23 protein-coding genes are annotated in these 21,769 nt (G+C 72.8%); 6 read left to right on the forward strand and 17 right to left on the reverse strand.

Features of this window, described 5'->3' with window-relative positions; genetic code table 11:
* Positions 1-133 precede the first annotated feature (133 nt).
* The 3 genes from BAW75_RS30205 to BAW75_RS30215 all read right to left on the reverse strand — a co-directional run bounded on the left by BAW75_RS30205 (position 134) and on the right by BAW75_RS30215 (position 3,004).
* Positions 134-874, reverse strand: a complete 741-nt coding sequence (locus BAW75_RS30205; RefSeq protein ID WP_176722887.1) for a hypothetical protein — start codon at positions 872-874, stop codon at positions 134-136.
* A 415-nt stretch (positions 875-1,289) separates the two neighbouring features.
* Positions 1,290-1,919, reverse strand: coding sequence for an MBL fold metallo-hydrolase (locus BAW75_RS30210; RefSeq protein WP_064445917.1), 630 nt, complete (start codon positions 1,917-1,919; stop codon positions 1,290-1,292).
* Positions 1,916-3,004: an S-(hydroxymethyl)mycothiol dehydrogenase gene (locus tag BAW75_RS30215; protein WP_104115787.1), complete on the reverse strand. Its 1,089-nt coding sequence runs from the start codon at positions 3,002-3,004 to the stop codon at positions 1,916-1,918. The genes BAW75_RS30210 and BAW75_RS30215 overlap by 4 nt, the downstream gene beginning before the upstream one ends.
* A gap of 139 nt (positions 3,005-3,143) precedes the next feature.
* On the opposite strand from BAW75_RS30215, the gene BAW75_RS30220 reads away from it, so the two are divergent.
* On the forward strand, positions 3,144-3,557 hold the full coding sequence (locus BAW75_RS30220) for a hypothetical protein (RefSeq protein WP_030504610.1): 414 nt from the start codon (positions 3,144-3,146) through the stop codon (positions 3,555-3,557).
* Positions 3,558-3,595: 38 nt separating this feature from the next.
* Here the strand turns inward: BAW75_RS30220 and BAW75_RS30225 are convergent, their stop codons facing one another.
* The 5 genes from BAW75_RS30225 to BAW75_RS30245 all read right to left on the reverse strand — a co-directional run bounded on the left by BAW75_RS30225 (position 3,596) and on the right by BAW75_RS30245 (position 8,824).
* Positions 3,596-4,876, reverse strand: coding sequence for an MFS transporter (locus tag BAW75_RS30225; RefSeq protein WP_104115788.1), 1,281 nt, complete (start codon positions 4,874-4,876; stop codon positions 3,596-3,598).
* Complete coding sequence (locus tag BAW75_RS30230) at positions 4,873-5,523, reverse strand: GntR family transcriptional regulator (protein ID WP_104115789.1); 651 nt, start codon at positions 5,521-5,523, stop codon at positions 4,873-4,875. The genes BAW75_RS30225 and BAW75_RS30230 overlap by 4 nt, the downstream gene beginning before the upstream one ends.
* Before the next feature lie 73 nt (positions 5,524-5,596).
* Positions 5,597-6,436 carry an alpha/beta fold hydrolase gene (locus BAW75_RS30235; protein ID WP_104115790.1) on the reverse strand — a complete coding sequence of 280 codons (840 nt, stop codon included), beginning with the start codon at positions 6,434-6,436 and terminating at the stop codon, positions 5,597-5,599.
* On the reverse strand, positions 6,433-7,344 hold the full coding sequence (locus BAW75_RS30240) for an SDR family NAD(P)-dependent oxidoreductase (RefSeq protein WP_104115791.1): 912 nt from the start codon (positions 7,342-7,344) through the stop codon (positions 6,433-6,435). The genes BAW75_RS30235 and BAW75_RS30240 overlap by 4 nt, the downstream gene beginning before the upstream one ends.
* Positions 7,337-8,824, reverse strand: coding sequence for a flavin-containing monooxygenase (locus BAW75_RS30245; protein ID WP_104115792.1), 1,488 nt, complete (start codon positions 8,822-8,824; stop codon positions 7,337-7,339). Before BAW75_RS30245 ends, BAW75_RS30240 begins: the two co-directional genes overlap by 8 nt.
* A gap of 116 nt (positions 8,825-8,940) precedes the next feature.
* Between BAW75_RS30245 and BAW75_RS30250 the strand changes: the two genes are divergently transcribed.
* Entirely contained in the window at positions 8,941-9,621 is a 681-nt protein-coding gene (locus tag BAW75_RS30250) for a TetR/AcrR family transcriptional regulator (protein WP_064445910.1), read from the forward strand.
* Here BAW75_RS30250 and BAW75_RS30255 read toward each other — a convergent pair.
* The gene (locus BAW75_RS30255; protein WP_104115793.1) at positions 9,596-10,051 is read right to left on the reverse strand and encodes a hypothetical protein; all 456 of its coding nucleotides are present in this window, start codon (positions 10,049-10,051) and stop codon (positions 9,596-9,598) included. The genes BAW75_RS30250 and BAW75_RS30255 overlap by 26 nt on opposite strands.
* Entirely contained in the window at positions 10,051-10,527 is a 477-nt protein-coding gene (locus BAW75_RS30260) for a hypothetical protein (protein ID WP_104115794.1), read from the reverse strand. Before BAW75_RS30260 ends, BAW75_RS30255 begins: the two co-directional genes overlap by 1 nt.
* Positions 10,528-10,572: 45 nt before the next feature.
* On the opposite strand from BAW75_RS30260, the gene BAW75_RS30265 reads away from it, so the two are divergent.
* Positions 10,573-11,556 (forward strand): helix-turn-helix transcriptional regulator, encoded by a 984-nt coding sequence (locus tag BAW75_RS30265; protein ID WP_104115795.1) that lies wholly within the window; start codon positions 10,573-10,575, stop codon positions 11,554-11,556.
* Here BAW75_RS30265 and pdxR read toward each other — a convergent pair whose 3' ends face one another.
* A complete protein-coding gene (gene pdxR, locus BAW75_RS30270) occupies positions 11,557-13,032 on the reverse strand; it encodes a MocR-like pyridoxine biosynthesis transcription factor PdxR (RefSeq protein ID WP_104115796.1) in 1,476 nt (491 codons plus the stop codon). It lies immediately after the preceding gene.
* A 28-nt stretch (positions 13,033-13,060) separates the two neighbouring features.
* Here pdxR and BAW75_RS30275 point away from each other — a divergent pair, with 28 nt between their 5' ends.
* A complete protein-coding gene (locus tag BAW75_RS30275; protein WP_104115797.1) occupies positions 13,061-13,669 on the forward strand; it encodes a LysE family translocator in 609 nt (202 codons plus the stop codon).
* A gap of 13 nt (positions 13,670-13,682) precedes the next feature.
* Complete coding sequence (locus tag BAW75_RS30280) at positions 13,683-14,390, forward strand: B3/B4 domain-containing protein (protein ID WP_104115798.1); 708 nt, start codon at positions 13,683-13,685, stop codon at positions 14,388-14,390.
* Here the strand turns inward: BAW75_RS30280 and BAW75_RS30285 are convergent.
* From BAW75_RS30285 to BAW75_RS30310, 6 genes are all read right to left on the reverse strand, one after another.
* Positions 14,328-14,558, reverse strand: coding sequence for a hypothetical protein (locus tag BAW75_RS30285; RefSeq protein ID WP_222949610.1), 231 nt, complete (start codon positions 14,556-14,558; stop codon positions 14,328-14,330). The two genes, BAW75_RS30280 and BAW75_RS30285, sit on opposite strands and share 63 nt — an antisense overlap.
* A 265-nt stretch (positions 14,559-14,823) precedes the next feature.
* Complete coding sequence (locus BAW75_RS30290) at positions 14,824-15,894, reverse strand: ABC transporter ATP-binding protein (RefSeq protein WP_104115799.1); 1,071 nt, start codon at positions 15,892-15,894, stop codon at positions 14,824-14,826.
* Positions 15,891-16,955: an ABC transporter ATP-binding protein gene (locus tag BAW75_RS30295; protein ID WP_104115800.1), complete on the reverse strand. Its 1,065-nt coding sequence runs from the start codon at positions 16,953-16,955 to the stop codon at positions 15,891-15,893. The genes BAW75_RS30290 and BAW75_RS30295 overlap by 4 nt, the downstream gene beginning before the upstream one ends.
* 16 nt (positions 16,956-16,971) lie before the next feature.
* Positions 16,972-17,961, reverse strand: a complete 990-nt coding sequence (locus BAW75_RS30300; protein WP_043330115.1) for an ABC transporter permease — start codon at positions 17,959-17,961, stop codon at positions 16,972-16,974.
* Between the two features lie 64 nt (positions 17,962-18,025).
* A complete protein-coding gene (locus BAW75_RS30305) occupies positions 18,026-19,771 on the reverse strand; it encodes an ABC transporter substrate-binding protein (RefSeq protein WP_104115801.1) in 1,746 nt (581 codons plus the stop codon).
* Between the two features lie 59 nt (positions 19,772-19,830).
* Complete coding sequence (locus tag BAW75_RS30310; protein WP_104115802.1) at positions 19,831-20,862, reverse strand: ABC transporter permease; 1,032 nt, start codon at positions 20,860-20,862, stop codon at positions 19,831-19,833.
* A 411-nt stretch (positions 20,863-21,273) separates the two neighbouring features.
* Between BAW75_RS30310 and BAW75_RS30315 the strand changes: the two genes are divergently transcribed.
* The gene (locus tag BAW75_RS30315; protein WP_104115803.1) at positions 21,274-21,675 is read left to right on the forward strand and encodes an SSI family serine proteinase inhibitor; all 402 of its coding nucleotides are present in this window, start codon (positions 21,274-21,276) and stop codon (positions 21,673-21,675) included.
* Positions 21,676-21,769: the final 94 nt, after the last annotated feature.

Consider the following 21,769-nt stretch of genomic DNA (forward strand, 5'->3'; position numbering starts at 1 on the left):
CCCCCGCCCCGCCCCCCCGCCCTTGGAGTTGTGGCGCCCAGGATGTCCGGTATCTGAGGTATGCGAGGCACCACAATTCCAAGATCGGCGAGAACGGCCGACCCCGGAGGGCCGGCCGTTCGCTACGGGTGGGTCACCAGACCTGCTGGACGATGTCCGCCGCCTGCTCCTCCCACTGCGCGTACGCGTACGGGTAGGCGGACACCTGGACCGTCTGCGCGGCGGTGGTCAGCGGCAGCTCGTGCCAGCCGCCGACGTTCTTCAGCGCGTTGAAGAACGCCTTGCTGGAGTACTCCGGGTCGGTGATCTGCTCGGACGTGCCCCAACCGGACGACGGGCGCTGCTGGAACAGGCCCTCGGAGTCGTGGTCGTTGTACGCGCCGAGGTGACCCAGGTTGTACAGCTTCGACTCCTGCAGCGAGGTGGCGACGCCGATCACGGCGCCCCGCTCCCCCACGCCGGTCTCCTTGGCCGCCTCGACGATGGCCTTGGCGTTGGCGAGCTGCGCGTCGTCGAGCGGGATGCGCGACTGCGCGCCCTCGACGCCGTGCGGCACGAGCTTCTCCTTGGCCGGCCGGTCCGCCCTGGTCGGCAGCTTGTCCAGGCCGGTGGTCTGGCCGGGCTTGACCGCCTCGGTCGAGGTCTGCTTGCCGGTGGCCAGGTCGATGGCGGCCTTGGCGCCGGCGTGCGGGCCACTGGTCACGGGCGCGGCCACGGCGGTGGGGCCGACGGCCAGCCCGCCCAGGACGGCCACGCCCGCCACGCTCAGCACGGCGCGGCGGTTCTTGGCGACGGCGACGGTCTTCGCGACGGCGGTCTTCGCCACGGCGGTCTTCGCGATGGCGGGGAGCCATCGAGTGAAGTGCTGCTTCACGATGGTTGCCCTTTCGATCGTTACGACGCGCTCCGGGATGAGCGCCCCTCGGGGGACTACCGCCGGGTAGGTGTTTGGGTTCCGACGGTATGGGGGACACAACGAGCCCGCAGTGTCGGTCATTCCGGAAATGCCGGGCAGCGCCGAGGCTGCGGTCCAGGTCACCCGCGATTCCGGGCACCCGGTCCGCATCCTGGGTGAAGGGCGAGGAACGGGACGATCAGGGCGAGACGCCGCACCGGACCAGCACGGACGCGAGTGTCATCGGGGCGGAACGTCGCCCGGCCACACGGCTTTCCGGATCCGTCCGAAGCGGACGGACACCCGGCGGCGCCCGGGCGCGGACGGGCCGGAAGACGCCGCACGCGGGCCCGGACCGGACTGCTCCGGCCGGACCCGCGCGGGTGTGTGGTCCTCAGTGGCCCCGGGCGATCCACTCGTCCAGGTGCGGCGCCTCGGCCCCGATCGTGGTGTCGTCGCCGTGCCCGGTGTGCACCACCGTCTCCGGCGGCAGCGTCAGCAGACGGGTACGGATCGACTCGACGATGGTGCCGAAGTCGCTGTACGACCGGCCGGTGGCGCCCGGTCCCCCGGCGAACAGGGTGTCGCCGGTGAAGACCGCGCCCAGGTCGGGCGCGTACAGGCTGCACGCGCCGGGGCTGTGGCCGGGGGTGTGCAGCACCCGCAGCGTGGTCCCGCCGACGGTGATGGTCTGCCCGTCGGTCAGCTCGCCGTCCGGGGCGGTGCCCGGGTGCACCATGTCCCACAGCACCCGGTCGGCCGGGTGCAGCAGCACCGGCGCGCCGGTGGCCCGGGCCAGCTCGGGCGCGACCCGGACGTGGTCGTCATGGGCGTGCGTGGCCACGATCGCCACCACCCGCCGGTCGCCGATCACCTGGCGGATGGCCGCGACGTCGTGCGGCGCGTCGAGGACGAGGCACTCGGCGTCGTCACCGATCACCCAGACGTTGTTGTCGACGTCGAACGTCTGGCCGTCCAGGGAGAACGTGCCGGACGTGACGGCGTGGTCGACGCGGGCGGTCACGGGAAGACCACCACCGAGCGCAGCACGTCGCCGTGGTGCATCCGGCTGAACGCCTCCTCGACCTGGTCGAGGGCGATCTCCTCGGTGACGAACGCGTCCAGGTCCAGCCGGCCCTGCCGGTACAGCTCGGTCAGCATCGGGAAGTCGCGGCTGGGCAGGCAGTCGCCGTACCAGCTGGACTTGAGCGCGCCGCCGCGACCGAACACGTCCAGCAGCGGCAGGTCGACAGTCATCTCCGGCGTCGGCCCGCCGACCAGCACGACCGTGCCGGCCAGGTCACGGGCGTAGAACGCCTGCTTCCAGGTCTCCGGGCGGCCGACCGCGTCGATCACCACGTCGGCGCCGAAGCCGCCGGTGGCGGCGCGGATGGCTTCCACCGCGTCGTCCTCGGAGGCGTTGACGGTGTGGGTGGCGCCGAACTTGCGCGCCCAGTCGAGCTTGCGGGAGTCGGTGTCCACCGCGATGATCGTGGTCGCGCCGGCCAGGGCCGCGCCGGCCACCGCCGCGTCACCGACGCCGCCGCAGCCGATCACCGCGACCGAGTCGCCCCGGGTCACGTTGCCGGTGTTCATGGCCGCGCCGAGGCCGGCCATCACGCCGCAGCCGAGCAGGCCGACGGCCGCCGGCCGGGCCGACGGGTCGACCTTGGTGCACTGCCCGGCGTGCACGAGCGTCTTCTCGGCGAACGCGCCGATGCCGAGCGCGGGGGTCAGCTCGGTGCCGTCGGTGAGCGTCATCTTCTGCGTCGCGTTGTGGGTGGCGAAGCAGTACCACGGGCGGCCGCGGCGGCAGGCCCGGCACTGCCCGCAGACCGCGCGCCAGTTGAGCACCACGAAGTCGCCGGGTGCCACGTCGGTGACGCCGTCGCCGACCTGCTCGACGATGCCGGCGGCCTCGTGGCCCAGCAGGAACGGGTAGTCGTCGTTGATGCCGCCCTCGCGGTAGTGCAGGTCGGTGTGGCAGACGCCGCACGACTGGATGCGGACCACCGCCTCGCCCGGTCCCGGGTCGGGCACCACGATGGTGGTGACCTCCACGGGCGCGCCCTTGCGCCGCGACACGACTCCCCGGACTTCCTGGCTCACAGTGCCTCCCTTGTTGCGTGCTTCTGCACCCCGAACCTACCGCTGATCATGACCCGCGAACCAATGAAGCCCGCCGGATTGTCCTGGTCATGACCGGGTACCCGGTGTGCCGGTTCTACCAGGTGGGACGGGAGTGATCATGAGGCTGTCGCATGCGCCGCTGCGGGTCGCCATCGGCGCGTACATCTTGAACTCCGGGCTGGGCAAGCGGGGCCTGGAGGGTGAGGCCGCCGCGGGCATGCACGGCATGGCGGCCGGCGCGATGCCGCAGCTGCGGCAGATCCCGCCGGACCGGTTCGCCGTGCTGCTGTCCCGGGGCGAGACGGCGCTCGGCGCGGCGCTGCTCGCCCCGTTCGTGCCGTCGTTGCTGGCCGGGGCCGCGCTCACCGCGTTCGGCGCGGGGCTGGTGCAGCTCTACCTGAAGACGCCCGGCATGCGGGAGGGCAGCAGCCTGCGGCCGAGCCAGGAGGGCATCGGGCTGGCCAAGGACGTGTGGCTGGTCGGCGCCGGGCTGACGCTGATGCTCGACTCGCTGGTGCGGCACCGGCGCTGAGCCGCCCGCGCCGAAGCCGCTCCGGGCCGGCCGCGTACTCAGACGGGGGCCGCGGCCGTCGCGGCGGCCCGGTCGGCGGCGATCCGGCGGGCGGCGTTGCGGTAGCGCAGCACCTGCGCCGCGCCGAGCGCCCAGAGCAGGAACTGCACGGCGAACGCCCAGCGGAACGCGGACAGCGGCGGCGCGTCGTGCCCGGCCGGGGTGGCCAGGTCGAGCACCAGGCCGACGGCCAGGATCAGCACGATCGAGGCGGCGAAACCGCCGACGTTGACGATGCCGGTGGCGCTGACGATGCGGTGCACCGGGTTGAACGAGCGGGCGTAGTCGAACCCGATCATCGAACCGGGACCGTTGACCGCGAGCACCACCACGAGCGCCACCAGCAGCGCGTGCGGCGCCCGGCCCGGCCACGCCAGCACCACCGCCCACATGCCGGCGGTGCCGGCGGTGATGGCGAAGACCAACACCGAGCGGTGGAACGGGAAGCGGGCGCACAGATGCGCGAGCACCGGCCCGCACACGAGCGTCACCATCGTCATCAGGGTGAGCAGCCCGGCCGCCGCCGTGGGCGAGAAGCCCTGGCCCTGCACCAGAAACGGGTACCCCCACAGCAGCGCGAACACCGAGCCGGAGAACTGCGTGACGAAGTGCGTCCACAGGCCCAGCCGGGTGCCCGGCTCGGCCCACGCCTCGGCGAGCTGGCGGCGCACGGTCGCCAGGTCGGGCGCGAGCGCGGTGGCGTGCTCGGCGTGCGGGGTGTCGCGTACCGCGACGAGGATCATCAGCACCACCGTCGCGCCGAGCGCCGCGGCGGTCAGGAACGCCGAGGTCCAGCCCGCGCGGTGCAGCAGCAGCACCAGGGGTACGGCGCCGAGCACCGCGCCGAGCTGGCCGACGGTGCCGGTGAGCTGCACCAGCAGCGGGTTGCGGCGGCCGGGGAACCAGAACGCGACGATGCGCAGCACGCTGATGAAGGTCATGGCGTCACCGAGGCCGACCAGCACCCGCGCGGCGACGGCGGCCGGCACGTCGGTGGCGACCGCGAAGACGATCTGCCCGGCCACCATCAGCGCGCCGCCGGCCAGCAGCAGCCGGCGCGAGCCGTAGCGGTCGAGCAGCACCCCGACCGGGACCTGCATGGCGGCGTAGACGGCGAGCTGGGCCACGGAGAACGTGGCGAGCGCGGAGGCGTTGATGTGGAACCGATCCGCCGCGTCGACCCCGGTGACGCCGAGTGAGCTGCGGTGGAACACGGCGGTCAGGTACGCGGTCAGCGCCACCGCGTACACCAGGGCCGCGGGCCGGCGGGACACGCTCACCGCAGCGTCCCGAGCATCCGCGCGGCGGTGTCGATGTGCCCGGCGACCGCGTCGCGCCACGCCTGCGGGTCGTCGCCGTCGAGCGCGGCGAGCTGGCCGGCGTGCTCGGCCAGGGCGACCTCGGCCCAGCCGGGTGAGAGCCGGAAGCTCGCCTCGCCCATGCGCAGCTGCCGGTCGCGCAGGCGGTGGTACAGCTCGGCCAGGATCTCGTTGCCGGCCGCCTCGACCACGGCGGCGTGGAACGAGCGGTCGGCGCCCATCAGCGCGCTGATGTCACCGGCGGCGTGCGCGCGTCGCATCTCCTCCAGCCGGCGGGCCAGGTCGGCGCGCAACTCGGCGCGGCGGTCCCAGACCCGCTCGGCGGCGTGCAGCTCGACCAGCCGGCGGGCCTCGATGACGTCGGCGATCTCCCGGGCCGACACCGGCCGGATCAGCGCGCCGCGCTTCGGGTAGAGCTTGACCAGACCCTCGGTCTCCAGCCGCAGCAGCGCCTCCCGGACCGGGGTGCGGGACACGCCGGTCGCGTCGGCGATCTCGCCCTCGCTCACGAGCTGGCCGCCCGGGTAGACCTGTTCCAGGATGGCCTGCTTGAGGTGCCGGTACGCCCGCTCGGCGGCGGACGGCGCGGTCCGGCTGGCATGCGTCATGTATCTAAGCTTGCTCCGCGGCTCGTCCCGCCGCTCGATCGCGGGCCCGGGCAGTGGCGCAGGCCACCGCGGGTCAGGCCCACAACTCCCGCAGCAGCGCCTCCACCTCGGCGGTCCGCTCGATCTGCGGCATGTGCCCGGTGTCGCGGAACAGATGGCGGCGCGCGTGCGGCAGCCGGCTGCCGGCGTACGCCAGGTGCGTGGCGGGCAGGATCAGGTCACGGTCGCCCCAGACGAGCAGCGTGGGCAGGTCGAGCGCGGCCACCGCGTCGAGCAGTTCGGCGCGCCACCGCAGCTTCACCCCGCGCCAGGTGCCCAGGTCGCGGACCAGCTCCAGCATCACCCGGGCGGCGTGCGGCTGCCCGGCGACGGCGAGCGCGGTGGCGATCCGCTCCTCGGTGACGTACGCCGGGTCGAAGAAGATGGCCCGCTCGCTGCGGCGGGCGATCCCCGGATGCGGGCGCAGCAGCAGCGGCGCCAGCGGGCGGATCGCGAGCAGCCGCAGCGCCACCGTCACCTCCCGGCCGAAGCCGGCGCTGTTGAGCAGCGCCAGGCTGGCCGCCCGCTGCGGCGCGTCGACCGCGAGGCGCATCGCCACCGCCCCGCCGAGGGAGTTGCCGACCAGGTGCGCCGGGCCGGTCACCCCGGCCACGTCGAGGAACCGGGCGACCGCGCCGGCCAGGGCGGGCAGCGTGTGCGGCCCGTCCAGCGGCGCGGAGCCGCCGTGCCCGGGCAGGTCCACCGCGAGCACCAGGTGGTCGCGGGCCAGCGCGGCGTGCAGGGCGGTGAAGTCGTCGAGGGTACGGCCGATGCCGTGCAGCAGCACCACGGGCGGCCCGTCGCCGCTGATCCGGCAGCGCACGCGCCGGCCGTCGACGGTGCGCTCGTCGGCCGGCGGGAGGGCCACCGTCACGCCGTGCGTCCGGGTTCCCGCGCGGCCTCCTCGCCGGGCGTCTCGGCCCGCGGCGCCGGCACCTCGGCGACGGCCGCCGGGCGGGACGGGCGCATGCCCAGGGCGAGCACCCGGCCGTACCCGGCGGGGGCCACCCGGGCCAGCAGGTCGGGCAGCTTCGCCGACCAGCCGATCAGCACCCGGCCGCGACGCCGCTTCGCGCCGCGCAGGATCGCCTCGGCGGCCTTCGCCGGGTCGTTGGTGAGCAGCTTCTCGAACTGCCTGAGCCCGGTCTCGTACTCAGCCCGGTCAACGCCGCTGCCGACCCGGGCGCTGCTGGCGATCCGGGTGCGGATGCCGCCCGGGTGCACCGACGTGACGCCGACGCCGTCGTCGACGAGTTCGTGCCGCAGCGCCTCGGTGAAGCCGCGGACAGCGAACTTGCTCGCCGCGTACGCGGCCTGCCCGGCGGGCGCGATGATGCCGAACAGGCTGGAGACGTTGACCAGGTGCGCGCCGGGTTCGGCCTTGAGCGCGGGCAGCAGCGCGTGGGTCAGGCGCACCACCGCCCGGAAGTTGATCTCGACGACCCAGAGGAACTCCTCCACTGTGACCTGGTCGAAGCGCCCGCCCAGCGCCACCCCGGCGTTGTTGATCAGCAGCCGGATGCGGGGATGCGCGCGGTGGATCTCGGCGGCGACCCGTTCGGTGGCCTCGGCGTCGGCGAGGTCGACCACGTGCGTCTCGACCCGCAGGTCCGGGTGCGCCGCCGAGATCGCGGCGGCGACCGAGGTCAGGCCGTCGGCGTCGCGGTCGAGCAGGACCAGGTCGGCGCCGCGCCGGGCCAGGCCGTGGGCCAGCGCCGCGCCGATGCCGCTCGCCGCGCCGGTGAGCACCGCGGTGCCGCCGGGAAAGACGAGGTCACGCATCGGTTCCTCCCGAGGTGGCGGCGGGTACGCCGGCGCGGGCGAAGCGTACGCCGTCGGTGAGCGGGCCGTGCCGCATCAGGCGTACGTCGCGGGGGTAGTTCTGGTGCAGCCGCCACGGCGCGCGCGGCCCCTGCTTGGGCAGCTGGTCGACGGCGCGCAGCACGTAGCCGGACTGCAGGTCGATGATCGGCGCCAGGTCGTCGGTGTCCGGGGCGAGCGGCGTGACGATCTGCTGGCCGGTCTCGTCGAGGTGGCGCAGCAGCCGGCAGACGTACGTGGCGACGAGGTCGGCCTTGAGCGTCCACGAGGCGTTCGTGTAGCCGATCGTCATGGCGAAGTTCGGCACGCCGGACAGCATCATGCCCTTGTAGGCCACCGTCGAGGCGAGGTCGACGTCGGCGCCGTCGACCGCCAGGGTCATGCCGCCGAGCGCGAGCAGGTTCAGGCCGGTGGCGGTGACCACGATGTCGGCGGGCAGCTCCTCGCCGGAGGCGAGCCGGAGCCCGTGCTCGGTGAACGTGTCGATGGTGTCGGTGACCACCGACGCGCGTCCCTCGCGCAGCACGGTGAACAGGTCGCCGTCCGGCACCACGCACAGGCGCTGGTCCCACGGGTCGTACCGGGGCGAGAAGTGCCGCTCGACGTCGTACCCGGCGGGCAGCCGGCCCTTCGCGGCCCGGCGCAGGAACCGCTTCACCACGCCGGGGGCACGCCGGCTGAGCTGGAAGTTGGCCACCCCGAGCGCGACGTTCTTCCACCGCGCCACCGTGTACGCGGCCTTCGGGGGCAGCCAGCGCCGCGCGGCGTCGGCGAACGGGTCGCGCGAGGGCAGCGCGATCACGTACGTGGGTGAGCGCTGGAGCATGGTGACGTGGGCGGCCCGCTCGGCCATCGCCGGCACGAGGGTGACGGCTGTGGCGCCGCTGCCGATCACCACGACCCGCTTGCCGGTGTAGTCCAGGTCGTCGGGCCAGTGCTGCGGGTGCACGAGCGTGCCGGCGTACCGCTCGACGCCGGGGAAACGCGGCGTGTAGCCGGAGTCGTAGCGGTAGTAGCCGGAGTTGGTGAACAGGAACCCGCAGGTGATGGTGACGTCCTCGCCGGTGTCGTCGCGGCGGGCGTGGACCGTCCAGCGGGCGGTGGCGCTGTCCCATTCCGCGCGCACGGCCCGGTGGTGGAAGCGGATGTGCCGCTCGACGTCGTACTCGCGGGCGGTCTGGCGCACGTACGCCCGGATGGAGTCGCCGTCGGCGATGGCCTTCGGGTCGGTCCACGGCTTGAACGAGTAGCCGAGGGTGTACATGTCGGAGTCGGAGCGGATGCCCGGGTAGCGGAACAGGTCCCAGGTGCCGCCGATGGCGCCCCGGGCCTCCAGCACCGCATAGGTCTTGCCGGGGCACTCGCGTCCGAGGTGGACGGCGGCGCCGATGCCGGACAGGCCGGCCCCGACGATGAGGACGTCGACGTGGTCTGCGGCCATCGGTTTCTCCCGTTCGCACCGGCGGTGGACCGGACACTATCCATCGCCGTCGAGCGCAGTCAACACCATGTCGAGCTTAATCGACAGGGTGTTGAGCGGGTGTAGCATCAGCCGACATGACCACCGCCCGTACGCCGGCCGGCGCCGCGCCCAGCCGCGGGCGGCGGGCCGGCCGCTCCGCCGGCGACGAGCGGGAGACCGCGATCCTGGCCACCGCCGAGCGGCTGCTGCGGCAGCGCGCGTTCGGGGACATCTCCATCGACGACCTGGCGCGCGGCGCGGGCATCTCCCGTCCCACGTTCTACTTCTACTTCCCGTCCAAGGACGCGGTGCTGCTCACGCTGCTGGACCGGGTCACCGAGGAGGCCGACGCGGCGGCCGGCGGCGTGTTCGACCGGCTCGCCGAGGACCCGCGCGCCCACTGGCGGGAGCTGATCGCCCGGTTCCACGCCACGTTCGGCGGGCACCGGGACGTGGTGCTCGCCTGCGCCCAGGTACGCGGCACCAACGCCGAGGTGCGGCGGCTCTGGGCCGAGGTGCTGGAACGCTGGGTCCGCGCGGTGCAGGCCGCGATCGAGACCGAACGCGCACGCGGCGCGGCCCCGGACGGGCTGCCCGCCCGGGACCTCTCGATCGCGCTGAACTCGATGAACGAACGGGTCTGGTACGCCACGTTCGCCGGGGACGGCCCGGCGGTGGCCGAGCGGGACGTGGTCGACGTGCTGCTCGACGTCTGGCTGACCGCGATCTACCGGACCACCACCCCGCCGGTCATGCCGTCCGCCGGAACTCCATGACCCAGTTGGTCTCCCAGGCGTGCCCGCCGTCGGTGGAGAACGCCTGCTCCCAGCGGCAGGAGACCGGGGTGATCGCCGACCAGAGGAACCGGCAGCGCACCGGGCGGCCCTCGTCGGTGTCGTCGGCGTGGAACTCACCGACGCCGTCGGTGAACCGGCCCACCACCGGCGGCTGCTCCAGCACGCCCCGCGCGCTGTGCATCCAGTAGATCGACCACAGCCCGGTCGACGGGTTCAGGATGCGTACCGACGAGCCGGAGAAACCCCGGCCGGGGCAGCGCATCTCGTCGAAGCTGCCCGCGCCGTCGAAGAACGAGCGGGCCTCGCTGACGCCGGTGAACTCGTCCCAGTCGTCGCTGCCGACGTGCCGCTGCCGCAGACGCCGGTTGGTCACGTCCCAGGTGCCGATGAGGAAGTCGAAGTCGCCCATCAGAACCCCACCGGCCCCTCGGGCCGGGCGTCGGCCAGGTAGCCGGCCAGGTCCGGCTCGTCCGGCGCGAGCACGTGCCGGATCCAGGCGGCGCGCTCGTGCTCCAGCACACCCAGCTCCCAGACGCAGCCCACCCCGGGACGCTCCAGGTCCACGAAGCGCGCCGGATCGTCGTCCGGGCAGTCGAGGGCGGACTGTCCGGCGATCGCGATGCGGCACTCGACCACGTTGTCGAAGAACCAGGTGTACGCCAGCAGGTACGCGCCGCTGTCCGCGCCCCGGTGCAGCACCACCCAGCTCGCCGGCGGGGTGCCGCCGTCGGGACCGGGCAGCAGCTTGGGAAGGTACGCGTACGCGGCCTCGACCACACGTGGTTCGAGGCGACGGTCCGGCTGGTCGATGTGGTAGCGCTTGACGTGCCGGCCGGCGACCTCGATCGCCCCCGGCACCGTCAGCTCCTTGTCGTGGAAAGCCATGATCGGGACGGTAGGGGCGGTCCCCTGACAGCTAGTGTCAGCAGAATGCGTGCGAGTCGACTCCTGTCCATCCTGCTGCTCCTGCAGGCGCACGGCCGGCTCACCGCCGCCGACCTGGCCACCCGCCTCGAGGTGTCGGTACGCACCATCTACCGGGACGTCGAGGCGCTGCACACCGTCGGCATCCCGCTGTACGGCGAGGCCGGACACGACGGCGGCTACCGGCTCGTGGAGGGCTGGCGAACCCGGCTGACCGGGCTGACCGCCGAGGAGGCCGACCGGCTGCTCTTCGCCGGGCTGCCCGGACCTGCCGCCGAACTGGGCTACCAGTCGGTCGTCACCGCCGTGCAGCTCAAGCTGCGGGCCGCGCTACCAGCGCCGCTGGCCGACCGGGCCGCCCGGCTGGAACAGCGGTTCCACCTGGACACGCCGGGCTGGTACTCCGACGGCGACCCGTCGCCGTACCTCGCCGAGGCGGCCGAGGCGGTGTGGCGGGAGCACCGGATCCGGGTGCGCTACCGGGGCTGGCGCGGCGAGACGATCCGGGTGCTCGAACCGTACGGGCTGGTGCTCAAGGGCGGGCGCTGGTATCTCGTGGCCGCCCGCCCGGACCGCGCCGGACCGGCCACCTACCGGGTCAACCAGATCCTCGACCTGGCCCCGCTGGACGAGACGTTCGAGCGGCCCGAGTTCGACCTGCCGGCCTGGTGGCGCGCCCACGTGGTGGAGTTCCGGGCCGGGATGCACCGCGACGAGGCGCACATCCGGCTGTCGCCGCGCGGGTTCGCCCGGCTGCGCGAGATCGGCAGCGACGTGGTGGTCGCCGCCGCCGAGGCGAGCGCCGGCCCGCCCGACGACAGCGGCTGGGTGCGCGCGGTCATCCCGATCGAGTCGCTCACCCACGCCCACGGCGACCTGCTGCGGCTCGGCGCCGACGTGGAGGTCCTGTCCCCGGAAGAGCTGCGCGCCCGCCTGGCCGCCACCGCCACCGCCCTGGCCGCTCTCTACCCCCCACCTCTCCCTCGTTGATCAAGGAAGGGCGTGGAGGGCATCGGCGACTGTGGACAGGGCTCGGTCGATCTCCGACGGCGGGGTCGCCGCGTACCCGAGGACCAGGCCCGGCGGCTGCGGACGCTGGCCGTGCCAGGACAGCGGATGGACCTTGACGCCCCGGCGCAGCGCCTCCGCCGCGAGCGCCCGGTCGTCCACGTCGCCGGGCAGCGTGACCGTCAGGTGCAGCCCGGCGGCGGCGCCGTGCACCACCGCCCCCGGCAGGTACGCGCGGACCGCCCGGATCATCGCGTCGCGGCGGCGTACGTGCCGGTGGCGCAGCAGCCGCAGGTGCCGCTCCAGCGCGCCCGACTCCATCAGCTCGGCCAGCACGAGCTGCGGCAGCGCCGCGTTGCCCAGATCCGCCGTCCGCTTCGCGTCCACCACGTCGGCGCGCAGCGACGGCGGCACCAGCGTCCACCCGATCCGCAGGGCCGGGGCGAGCAGCTTGGAGATGCTGCCGGTGTAGCAGACCCGGTCGGGGGCCATGCCGCGCAGCGCCGGCACGGGCGGGCGGTCGTAGCGGTGCTCGGCGTCGTAGTCGTCCTCCAGCACCAGGCCGCCGTCGCGCGCCCACCTCAGCAGCCGGCGACGCCGCTCACCGTCGAGCACCACCCCGGTCGGGAACTGGTGCGCCGGGGTGAGCAGCACGGCCGGCGCGCCGGACCGCTCCAGCTCGTCGACGCGCAGGCCCCGGTCGTCCACCGGCACCGGCGGCGTCGCCATCCCGGCGTACGTGAGGTGCTGCCGCACGCCGAGCGAGCCGGGGTCCTCCACCGCGACGGTGCGCGTACCCCGCTCGTGCAGCACCCGCGCGAGCAGGCCGAGCGCCTGGGACACCCCGGCCACGACCACCACCTCGGCCGGGTCGGCGCGGATGCCCCGGTTGCGGGCCAGCCAGTTCGCGACGGCCAGTCGCAGCGCGGGCGTGCCGGTCGGGTCGCCGTAGCCGAGCGCGGCGGGCGTGGCCCGGTGCAGCACGGCCCGCTCGGCCCGCAGCCAGGCCGCGCGAGGAAATGCCGCCAGATCGGGTACGCCGGGCGTCAGGTCCACCCTCGCGGGGGCGGCGCGCAGCGCTTCGAAGACGTCGAGGCCGGGCCGGCCGGTGAACACCTCCGGTGCTCTCCTCGGCTCGGGTGGCCGGGCGCGCACGGCGGCCGGGGTGGCCACCACGACGGTGCCGGCCCGGCCGCGCCCGGCGACCTGGCCGTCCTCGCCCAGCCGCTGGTACGCCTCGGTCACCACGCCGCGCGAGACGCCCAGCTCGGCGGCGAGCACCCGGCTGGGTGGCAGGCGGCTACCTACTGGCGCGCGGCCGTCGGCGATCGCCGAGCGCAGCCGGGCGGCCAGCCAGTCCGCGCGGCCGCCGGGCGGGGCCTCGCCCACATCGAGCTGGAGGAAGTCCGCGCCGACCGATTTGGACCTGTCGGAAACGACGGCTTTGGCCCTGTCCACCGGACCATTATGGCCAGAGGCTGGACGGGTGACCATCGCCTTCCTGCTGACGGCACTCGTCGTCGCCGTCACTCCGGGCACCGGGGTGACGCACACGCTCGCCACCGCCGTGACCGCCGGACGCCGCGCCGGGCTGGCCGCCGCGGCCGGTGCCACGCTCAGCCTCGTTCCGCACGTGATCGCCGCCGTGACCGGCCTGGCCGCGCTGCTTCGCGCCGGCACCCCGGCGTTCCGCGTGGTGACCTGGCTGGGCGTGGCGTACCTGCTCTGGATGGCCTGGTCGGCGTGGCGCGACCGGGGCGCGTTCACCGTCGACGCGGACCGGCCGCCGCGCCCGGCGTCGGCGGTGTTCCGCGACGGAGTGTTGCTGAACCTGCTGAACCCGAAGGTGACGGTGTTCTTCGTGGCGTTCCTGCCGCAGTTCGTACCCCCGGGCACGCCCGCCGCCCCCGTCCGCATGCTCGCCTGCGGCCTGGTGTTCATGCTGGTCACGCTGCTGGTGTTCGCCGGGTACGCGGTGCTCGCCGGCGCGTTGCGCCGCCGCGTGCTGGGCCGGCCCCGGCTGAGGGCGCTGCTGCGGCACGCCGTGGCCGGCAGCTTCCTCGCCCTGGGCCTCGGCCTCGCGTTCACCGCCTAGAAGGAGTTCATCAGTGCGTTTCCGGCACTCCCCCGAGATCTGGTCGTCCTTCCCCGAGCTGACCTGCGGCGTCCTGCACGCCACCGGGATCACGCCCGACGCCGACGTCACGCCGCGCCTCGCCGGTCACCTCGGCGTCGCCCGGGACCGGCTCGCCGCCGCACCGGAGGGCGGCTTCCCGGAGATCCAGGCGTGGCGGCGCGCGTTCACCCGGATGGGCTGCCCGCCGACGCGCTACCGCTGCGCGGCCGAGTCACTGCTGCGCCGGTTGCGCCGCGACGGCGACCTGCCCCGGCTGCACCCGCTGGTGGACCTCGGCAACGCGCTCTCCGTCGGGTACGCGGTCCCGGTCGCCGTGCTCGACCTGGCCGGGATCGACGGCGACCTGACCGTGCGCCCGGCCGACGGCACCGAGTCGTATCTCGGCCTCGGTGGGGAGTCCGAGCAGCCCGCGCCCGGCGAGGTGATCTTCGCCGACGAGGGCGGGCACGCGCACGCCCGGCGCTGGTGCCACCGGCAGAGCGGCGCCTCGGCGGTACGTGCCGCCACCGTCGAGGTCCTCGTGGTCATCGAGGCGATGCACGCCGGGGCGGCGCCGACCGTACGCCGGATGCTGGACGAGCTGGCGGCGGCGCTGGCCGAGCAGTGGCGCGTGCCGTCACGGACGGGGGTGCTCACCTCGCAGGCCCCGGAGTTCGCCGTGCCCGTCCGGACCGCCTGACGCCGGCTCGGACGGCTCGCCGTGCAGCTCGCGCAGGGCGTCGGCGAGCCGGTCGTCGGCGGTGCCCCACCACTGCCGGGCCAGCTCGACAGTGCGGCCGAGCGAGTCGTCGCCCGCCCGCTCGGCGTGCAGCTCGGCGCTCATCATGCGCAGGAAGCGAACGGTCACGGCATCGGACTCATCGGCTATCACGTCCGTACCCTAGCCACCGCCTCCGACGAAACCGGCGGCCGAGTCGGGGTCGTCCGCCCGGTTGAGGTCGCCGTGCGCGGGTAGTGCGCGGTCATGCCCCAGCGATACGAGCACTACGACCGCGTCGCGATCGTCACCGGCGCGGACACCGGCATCGGCGGCCGGGGGCGACCGCGCCCGGCTCAGGGCAGTCAGGCTTGATTCCTGCTCAGGGCAGGGTCGTCCCCGGCTCCGTCGTGGGTCAGGTGCGTTCGTTGCTGCCGGGTTCGCCGGTCGGCACGCCGACCGGTCCGCTCTCCGGGTAGTGGCAGGCGGTGAGCTGCCCGCCGTCGTCTCGGGTGGTCAGCGCCGGTTCTTCGGTGGCGCAGTGGTCGGTGGCTTTCCAGCAGCGGGTACGGAAGCGGCAGCCCGATGGCGGGTTGAGTGGGGTCGGGACGTCGCCGGTGAGGCGGATCCGGCCGGCGGGCCCGAGGGTGGTGACGTCGGGGATGGCGGAGAGTAGGGCTCGGGTGTAGGGGTGCTGGGGCCGGGTGTAGATGGTGTCGCGGTCGCCGATTTCGACGATCTTGCCGAGGTACATGACGGCGACGCGGTGGCAGAAGTGGCGGATGACGGCGAGGTCGTGGGCGATGAACACGAACGCCAGGTCCAGGTCGCGTTGCAGGTCGCGCAGCAGGTTGATGACCTGCGCCTGGATCGACACGTCCAGCGCCGAGACGGGTTCGTCGGCGACGATCAGCTTGGGTTTCAACGCGAGGGCGCGGGCGATGCCGATGCGCTGGCGCTGCCCGCCGGAGAACTCGTGCGGGTACCTGTTGTAGTGCTCCGGGTTCAGCCCGACCAGTTCCAGCAACTCCTGGACCCGTTTCTTCACACCGCCGGGCGGGGTGATCCGGTTGACCTGCAACGGCATGGCCACGATCCGCCCGACGGTGTGGCGGGGGTTCAGCGAGGCGTACGGGTCCTGGAAGATGATCTGCAGGTCCTGCCGCAGCGCACGCAACTCACGCCGCCCGCCGTGGGTGATGTCCCGCCCCGCGAACATGATGCTGCCGGAGGTGGGTTCTAGCAGGCGGACCAGCATCCGCCCGGTCGTGGTCTTCCCGCACCCCGACTCCCCGACCAGGCCGAGCGTCTCGCCGGGCCGCACGTCGAAGTCCAGCCCGTCGACCGCCCGCACCGCACCCCGCGCGCGCAGCCCCTGCCGCACCGGGAAATGCTTGGTCAGCCCTCGCACCGACAGCAGCGGCTCGCCCGCGAGCCGGCCGGCGTCGCCCGCCACCGCCGCCTGCCCGTTCGTCACACCGTTCATCGAGCCACCCCCACCTGCGCGACCTCGTCCCGGTAGATCCGCTCCCGCGCGGCGACCGGCAGATGACACGCCACCAGATGACCCGGCGCACCAGCAGGGCCCAACTCCGGGATCTCGGTGCGGGACCGGTCACCGTTCACGCCGGCCCACCGGCACCGCGGATGAAACGCACACCCCGACGGCAGATTGATCAAGCTGGGCGGGTTACCCGGGATCGGCACCAGGTCCGCATCCGCGTCACCGTGCAACGACGGCACACTCGACAACAACCCCCACGTGTACGGATGCTGCGGCGCCCGCAACACCCGCTCCACACTCCCGTGCTCCACCGCCCGACCCGCATACATCACCAACACGTCATCAGCCACCTGAGACACCACACCCAGGTCATGCGTGATCAGAATGATCGCCGACCGGAACTCCGCCTGCAGATCCGCCAGCAGGTCCAGGATCTGCGCCTGCACCGTCACATCAAGCGCCGTCGTCGGCTCATCAGCGATCAGCAGATCCGGATCGTTCACCAGCGCCATCGCGATCATCGCCCGCTGCCGCATCCCACCCGAGAACTCGTGCGGAAACTGATCGAACCGCTTCGCCGGCTGCGGGATGCCGACCCGGCCGAGCATGTCCACCGCCCGGCTGCGGGCCTCCCGTTTTCCGGCCCTCGGGTGGTGCACCCGGTACGCCTCCGCGATCTGCCGACCCACCGAGTAGTACGGATGCAACGCCGACAACGGATCCTGAAAGATCATCGCCATGTCCCGGCCCCGCAACCGGCGGATCTCCTCCTCACGCAGACCCACCAACTGACGACCACCGACCGAGATCTCCCCGGAAATGGTCGTCCGCTTCGCGTTGTGCAAACCGAGAATCGCCAGCGACGTGACGCTCTTGCCGGACCCGGACTCGCCCACGATCCCCAGCGTGCGGCCCCGCTCGACGGCGAACGACACCCCGTCCACGGCCTTGACGACACCGTCCTCGGTGTCGAACCGCACCCGCAGATCCGTGACCCGCAGGTACGGGTCCTCGCCGCGTCGCGGCGTCGGAAGCTCCACCATGTCCGTCTCCTCCTCCTCAGCCCAGCCGGACCCGTGGGTCGATCACCGCGTACAGCACGTCGACGACGATGTTGGCGACCACGATGAACACGGCCGCCAGCAGCACCGTCGCCATCACCACCGGCAGGTTGAGGAACTGCACCGCCTCCACTGTCGCCTTGCCGAGGCCCTGGAGGCCGAAGATGGTCTCGGTGATGAACGTGCCGCCGAGGCTGGTGCCGATGTCCAGCCCGGCGATAGTCACGATCGGCGTGATCGCCGCCCGCAGCGCGTGCCGGGTGTGCACCTGCCGCGCGGGCAGCCCTTTCGCCCGGGCGGTACGGATGAAGTCCTCCGACAGGGTCTCCAGCATCTGCGCCCGGGACAGCCGGGCGTACAGCGCCGAGTTGAGGAAACCCAGCGTCATCCAGGGCAGCAGCAGCCCGGCCGCCCACCGGGCCGGGCTCTCGGTCAGCGGCGTGTAGCTGGGGAACGGCAGCAGCCCGGTGGAGTAGACCAGCAGGTAGAGCAGGATCAGACCGAAGAAGTAGACCTGCATGGACGCGCCGGCCAGGGTGACGCCGATGGCGGCGCGGTCGAACGCCGTACCCCGGCGCAGCGCCGACACCATGCCCAGGGAGATGCCGAGGCCGAGCCAGAGCACGGCGCCGCCGAGGACGATGCTGAACGTCACCGGGGCGCGCTGCGCGACGATCTCGGTGACCGGCTGGTTGTTGCGGAACGAGTAACCCAGGCAGGGCGCCGGGCAGTCCTGCCGGAAGTCCCCCTCGCCGTAGGTACGGCCGGCGAAGACGCCCCCGACGAAGTCCGCGTACTGCCGGGGCAGCGGCTGGTCGATGCCGAGGCGGCGCTCGACCTGGGCGATGTCCTCGGCCGTGCAGTTCTTGCCGCACATCACCTTCGCCGGGCTGCTCGGCACCGCGAAGAAGAGACCGAATGTGACGAGGCTGATGACGACCAGGGTCAGGGCGGCGACGAGCAGCCGCCGGACGACGAAACGGAGCAACGGGAGCACCTCCCCCGGGTGGGGCGCGGGGACGGCCGCGATGGCAGCCGTCCCAGCGCGGCTGTCACTTCTTCACGTAGATGCCGTTGAGCGAGATGATCCCGAACGCGTCGCTGAGGAAGGCGTTGCCGACCTTCGAGCCGTGCAGCTCGTAGGTGGCGTCGTAGTAGCAGGGCACCACCGGCGCGTACTTCTCCATGATCATGCGGTCGAGCGCCATCCAGCCGGCGTCCTGCTCCGCGGCGGGCAGGGCGCGGACCCGGTCGATCTCCGCGCCGACCGACGCCTCGTTGAGGTACGACAGGTTCTGGTTGCCCTCGGCCACGATCTCCCGTCCGTCGTAGACCGGCGGGATGACTGTGGAGCCGGTGGGCCAGTCCGAGCCCCAGCCGGTGAGGTAGAGGTCGTAGGGGTTGTCCTTGCGGCCCACCTCGTCGTAGTAGCTGCTGTTGTCGATCGGCTTCATCACGATGTCGAACCCCATGTCGGTGAGGTTCTTGCGCAGCGCCTCGGCCTGCTGGGTACGCAGTTCCAGGCTGGAGTGGGCGAGCACCAGCTTCGGCCGCTTTCCGGCGAGCAGCTCGGCGGTCTTCGCCTTGTCGCCGGTCACCGGGGCGTTGAACACGTCGTACGGCACGAACCCGGCGGTGGTGGGTGACATCAGCGTGGTCGCGGGTGTCCCGGCGGCCTGGCCGCCGAGGACCTTGAGCAGGGCGTCCTTGTCGACCGCGTAGTTCAGCGCCCGCCGTACGCTCAGGTCGGTGACCCGCTGGGTGTTGATGCTCAGCACCCAGTTGTACTGCGTCGGGCCGCGGACGACCCGGTCGGCGACGCCGGCGCCGGTGGTGCGGGGCAGCACCGACGGCGGCACGTCCGACCAGCTCAGCGCCGCCTGGTCGGCCGGTCCGTCGGCGACCAGCCGCTCGGCGATCTGGGCCTGCTCCAGGCCGAACGTCATCCGGACCGTGTCCGGGTACGCGTTGCGGAGCGGGTCGGTCGCCGGATCCCAGTTCGGGTTGCGTTCCAGCTCCAGCGACACGTCGCGCTGGTAGGACTTCACCCGGTACGGGCCGGACGAGAACGGCCGCAGATCGTAGTTGGCGCGGGTGTCCTTGGCGGCGGGCACCGGCGCGCTGGTGGGCAGCGCCGCCGCGTACGGCATGTCGCAGTGCGGCTGCGGGAACGTGAACCGGATGGTCCGGTCGTCGGGGGTGGTGACGCCGTCGGGCACCGGCTTGCCGCCGTCGTACGGTCCCTTGTAGGTGGCGTTGTACGCCCCGCCCGGGTAGAGCCACTGCTGGATGTAGTGCGGGCCCTCGTTGAGGTTCGCCGCGAACGAGCGGGCGATGCCGTGGGCGACGTCCTTGCTGCTCACCGGCGTGCCGTCCTCGTAGCGCACGCCGTCGCGCAGCGTGAACTCCCAGACCTTGCAGTCGCCGTCGACGTCCTTGCCGGGGTTGGTGGCCAGGTCGCCGACGAGCAGCAGCTTGCCGGTGCCGTCCTCCTTGTAGCCGTTGAGCGGGCGGTAGAGCATCCCGCCGGCGACCTGCTGCACGTTGACGTAGTTGCGGGCCGGGTCGAGGTGTTCGAAGTCGGCCGGCTGCATGACGGTGAGGGTGCCGCCCCGGGACGCCCCGTCGACGGGCTTCGCCGGGCCCTGGTTGTCGGCGGCCTCGTACGAGATCGAGCCGCTCTGGGTCTTGGTCTTCTGGTCGTCGCCGCCGCTGTCGTCGGGCGTGGGGTTGCAGCCGGCGGCGGCCAGCGCCGCCGCGGCGAGGACACCTGTCAGTGTCCGGGTTCGTGCGCGCACGGTGTGCTCCCTTCGTGCCCGGCGGCCCCCGCCGGCCGGGCGTGTGATGGCCGTGGGGACTACCGGGTGGAGCGGGGATCCAGCGAGTCGCGCAGCGCGTCGCCGAGCAGGTTGAACGCCAGGACCAGCAGGAAGATCGTCAACCCGGGGAACAGGGTGTACCAGGGGTCGCTCGCGACGTAGCCGATGCTGTTGAAGATCATGCGGCCCAGGTCGGGCGTGGGTTCGGTGACGCCGATGTTGACGAACGCCAGCGCCGCCTCGATGGCGATGAACTGGGGCACCATCAGCGAGACGGTGACCAGGATCGGCGCCCAGATGTTCGGCAGCAGCTGCCGCAGCAGGATGTGCGCGGTGCCGGCACCGGCGGCCCGGGCCGCGTCGACGAACTCCCGCTCCCGCAGCGAGATCACCTGCCCGCGGACCAGCCGCGCGGTGTACGTCCAGCTGAACAGGCCGAAGGTGGCGACGATCAGCGCCACCCGGAAGGCCGGCGACGGCGCCTCCCGGTCGGAGTAGAAGCGGTCCTGCAGGATCGGGATGACCGCGAGCGCGAAGATGAGGAACGGGAACGCCAGCGTGAGGTCGATCAGCCAGTTGACGAGACTGTCCAGCCAGCCTCTGGCCCATCCGGCCAGCACACCGACCGCGACGCCGATGCACGAGGCCAGCAGCGCCGAGGTGAACGCGATGAACAGCGACGTCCGAAGCCCGTAGACCAGTTGCATCAGGATGTCCCGGCCACTGCCCGGCTCAAGGCCGAGCCAATGATCGGAACTGATCCCGCCGGCATACCCGATCGGCATTCCGAAATCGTTCAACCGGTCGACGAACTTGTCGGTCGGGTCGATTCCGGTGAGCCGCCCCAGCAGCGGCGCGCCGAGCGCCACCACCGCGGCGACGAGGAGCGTCAGGGCGCTGGCCCGGGCCGTACGGTCCCGCTTGAGCCGCAGCCAGGCGAGCTGGTTGGGTGACCGGCCGACGAACTCGGCGGCCCGGCCGGCGGGCTCCGGGCCGGCCTGGATCTCCGGGACGGAAATGGTCGCGTCGGCGGCCGGAGTCCGGGGCGGCGGGTGTGAGAGGTCGCTCATGAACAGTCCCTCCGACGGGGGCGAAAACGCCCTGCCACCCGACGGTAAAGGGATACGGAGCACCGGAAAGAATCGTTACGGTAACGGCCGTTCCGGTTGTCATCCATTGACAACGATCCGGCGTACAGGATGCATCAGCGCAATAACGGGCCGATTCGGTTGTCAGCCTTTCAGGCAGGCGTCACGCTTATTCGGAATGCGTTTACGCGAGGCGCGGAAGCGGTTGTCAGCCGTTCGGGCATTCCCGTACACCAATGTCACACCGAACGTGCGACGCGGTCGGCTGGTGTAACACTTCGTGACTCTTCGCGTTCACACCGTCCACCTAGGGTTCTCGGCGGCCCGGTTGCGCACGACGGACCGGGTCACCCATCGGCCCCGCACCCAGGGGCCCCGACGGAAGGACCACCCATGCCCTTCGCCCGACGTACCGCCGCACTGGCCCTGGTCGCCGCGCTCGGCACCCTCGCCGCGCCGGCCTCCCCCGCGCAGGCCGCGCCGCGCCCCGGCCCGCAGACCCCATCGGTGCTGCTGCTCACCGTCGACGACGGCGCCGGCGTACGCGCCACGGTGCTGACCTGCGGGCCGACCGGCGGTCTGCACCCCGACCCGATCACCGCCTGCCGGCTCGTCGCCCGCGTCGACGGCGACCTGGACGCGCTCGACGTGGACGGCTCGCCGTGCACCTCCCAGTACGCCCCGGTCGTCGCCCGCGCCGCAGGCTTCTGGCAGAACCGCCCGGTCTCCTACACGCGTACGTTCACCAACCCCTGCCTGATGCAGCGCACCACCGCCTCTCTCTTCACCTTCTGACCCTCCCCTCTCGTTCTGGTTGATCATGAGGTTGGCGGCGGTTGCCGTCCGTTTTGTCGCCGTCAACCTCATGATCGACGGGGTGGGTGGGGTG

This window comes from Micromonospora chalcea (assembly GCF_002926165.1).
In the GTDB taxonomy this organism is placed as follows: domain Bacteria; phylum Actinomycetota; class Actinomycetes; order Mycobacteriales; family Micromonosporaceae; genus Micromonospora; species Micromonospora chalcea.